This window comes from Anoxybacillus sp. P3H1B, assembly GCF_001560855.1.
Classification (GTDB): domain Bacteria; phylum Bacillota; class Bacilli; order Bacillales; family Anoxybacillaceae; genus Anoxybacteroides; species Anoxybacteroides rupiense.
The window spans coordinates 1-1,213 of record NZ_LPUG01000001.1; the positions used below are offsets into that span (position 1 = coordinate 1).

The 1,213-nt window shown below is 50.0% G+C and carries 1 protein-coding gene; it reads left to right on the plus strand.

Going from position 1 to position 1,213, the window contains the following annotated elements:
* Positions 1-21: 21 nt before the first annotated feature.
* Positions 22-1,172 (plus strand): IS3 family transposase gene (locus AT864_RS00010; RefSeq protein WP_197430987.1). Its coding sequence is split into 2 segments (ribosomal slippage): positions 22-277 and positions 277-1,172, totalling 1,152 coding nucleotides; the frame shifts between segments, so codons are not numbered across the junction.
* Positions 1,173-1,213: the final 41 nt, after the last annotated feature.

The window sequence follows — 1,213 nt, forward strand, 5'->3', positions numbered from 1 at the left end:
GCAAAATCGAGGTGTCCGAAGATGAGTCAGAAATATGACAAAGAGTTCAAAATCCAAACCGTAAAAATGATTCAGGAACAGGGGAAGCCGGTGGCGCAGGTCGCCCGAGAATTGGGCGTATCCGACAATACTCTGTACCGCTGGATCAACGAATTCAAACAGGATCCGGTCAATGCGTTTCGCGGCAGCGGCAACCTGAAAATCGAGGAAAAAACCCTTCTCGAAATGCAGAAACGAATCCGCCAACTCGAGATGGAGAACGAAATTTTAAAAAAGGCGATGCACATCTTCGCAAAAGACCGGAACTGATCTTTGCGTTTATCCACAAACACCGCTCCAAGTATCCGGTATCGGAGATGTGCAAGGTTTTGAACGTATCCCGGAGTGGTTATTATCAATGGACCAGGCGCCAGGAAAGCGAGCAAAAGAAACGTCGCCGAGAACTGGAACAACAGATTAGCCGTATCTTTGTGGACTCGCGTCGCCTGTACGGCAGCCCGAAGATCGCTCAAGTCTTGCGCCAGCAAGGTGTTCGGGTATCCGAAAAAACGGTCGCCCGCATCATGAAGGAACTGGGGCTTAAGTCGCGCACCGTCAAGACATACAAGGCGACGACGAACTCGAACCACAATCTGCCAGTGCATGACAATGTGCTGAACCAGCAGTTCAGGGCACAAGCTCCCAATCAAGTCTGGATGGCGGACATCACTTACGTTCCGACAGACGAGGGATGGCTCTATGTCGCGAGCGTGATGGACTTGTACACGCGCAAAATCGTAGGCTGGCACGCCGATGAGCGAATGACCAAGGAATTGGTCCTGCAAGCTCTGGATCAGGCTTACAACCGTCAACGGCCGAAAGGCGAAGTCCTGCATCATTCCGATCGCGGCAGCCAATACGCATCTCATGAGTACCAAAAACGGCTCTTGAAATACGGGATGAAATGCAGCATGAGCCGCAAGGGCAACTGCTATGACAATGCCTGCATCGAATCGTTCCACAGCGTGCTCAAAAAGGAACTCGTCTATCTGGAGAAGTTCAGAACCCGCAAGGAAGCCCAAAGTCGGATTTTTGAATACATCGAGTTTTTCTACAACCGGAAACGCGTACATTCCGCTATCGGGTATCTTACACCTTTTCAATACGAACAAATGTACGGTCAAATTGCGTAATTTTCTCGATTCTGGCTGTCCAATCTATTGACAGAGGTCCA